Here is a 1,140-nt window from a genome sequence, read left to right as displayed (position 1 = left end):
GGAGGCCCGGCGGGGGGCCGGTCGCTGGGTGCGTGATCCGGGCCCAGAGCGGAGTGCCGGGGGCGTCAGGCGACGTGACGCGCGGGGTGGGGGAGTCATGCGCCCAGTCTCGTCCGCCGAGCCTGGCCGGTGGGGCGCGCCGAGCAGGTTGTGGGGTGCGCCGCGTCGGGGAATGCGGTGCGGGGATGCTAAGCTGGTGGGAGCGTTCCGACTCGGAACGACTACGCGTGCCCAAAATCGGCGCGATCGCCACCGGTCCCTCCCCGGAGGGCGGCGATCACCGGGGCACCAGGTGTGTCCGCACTCTGCGGGCGCAGAAGCAAACCGTATCGCGTGATTCGTCACGCAGACAAGGAGAACGGCCATGGCCGTCGTAACCATCCGCGAGCTGCTCGACAGCGGCGTGCACTTCGGGCACCAGACCCGCCGCTGGAACCCGAAGATGAAGCGTTTCATCTTCGCCGAGCGCTCCGGCATCTACATCATTGACCTGCAGCAGTCGCTCGCGTTCATTGACCGCGCCTACGACTTCGTGAAGACCACCGTGTCCCACGGCGGCACCATCCTCTTCGTGGGGACCAAGAAGCAGGCCCAGGAGGCCATCGCCGAGCAGGCGACGCGCGTCAACCAGCCCTTCGTGAACCAGCGCTGGCTGGGTGGTCTGCTGACCAACTTCCAGACCGTCACGAAGCGCCTGGAGCGCATGAAGGAGCTCGAGCAGCTCGACTTCGAGGGCACCACCTCCGGCTTCACCAAGAAGGAGCTCCTGCTCAAGAAGCGCGAGCTGGACAAGCTGCACAAGAGCCTCGGCGGTATCCGCAACATGACCAAGACGCCCTCGGCGATCTGGGTTGTGGACACCAACAAGGAGCACCTCGCCATTGACGAGGCCCGCAAGCTCAACATCCCCGTCATCGCGATCCTGGACACCAACTGCGACCCCGACGACGTTGCATACCCGATCCCGGGCAACGACGACGCCATCCGCTCGGTCGCACTGCTGACCCGCGTGATCGCCGACGCCGCCGCTGAGGGCCTCGTTGAGCGCCACCAGAAGCCCGAGGCCGGCGCTGCCGCTGAGCCCCTCGCCGAGTGGGAGCGCGAGCTCCTCGGTGCCGAGGAAGCCAAGACCGAAGAGGT

Annotated in this window: 1 protein-coding gene; it reads left to right on the top strand. The window is 67.4% G+C overall.

Annotation, left to right across the window (positions count from 1 at the left end; all coding sequences use genetic code 11):
- Positions 1-364 precede the first annotated feature (364 nt).
- Positions 365-1,140 (top strand): 30S ribosomal protein S2 (gene rpsB / locus OOT08_RS01125; protein WP_325090744.1); only part of this gene is annotated, 776 nt, incomplete at its 3' end.

This window comes from Leucobacter sp. M11 (genome assembly GCF_035726885.1).
GTDB lineage: Bacteria > Actinomycetota > Actinomycetes > Actinomycetales > Microbacteriaceae > JAPFRB01.
This window is presented reverse-complemented; position numbering and strand designations above follow the sequence as displayed.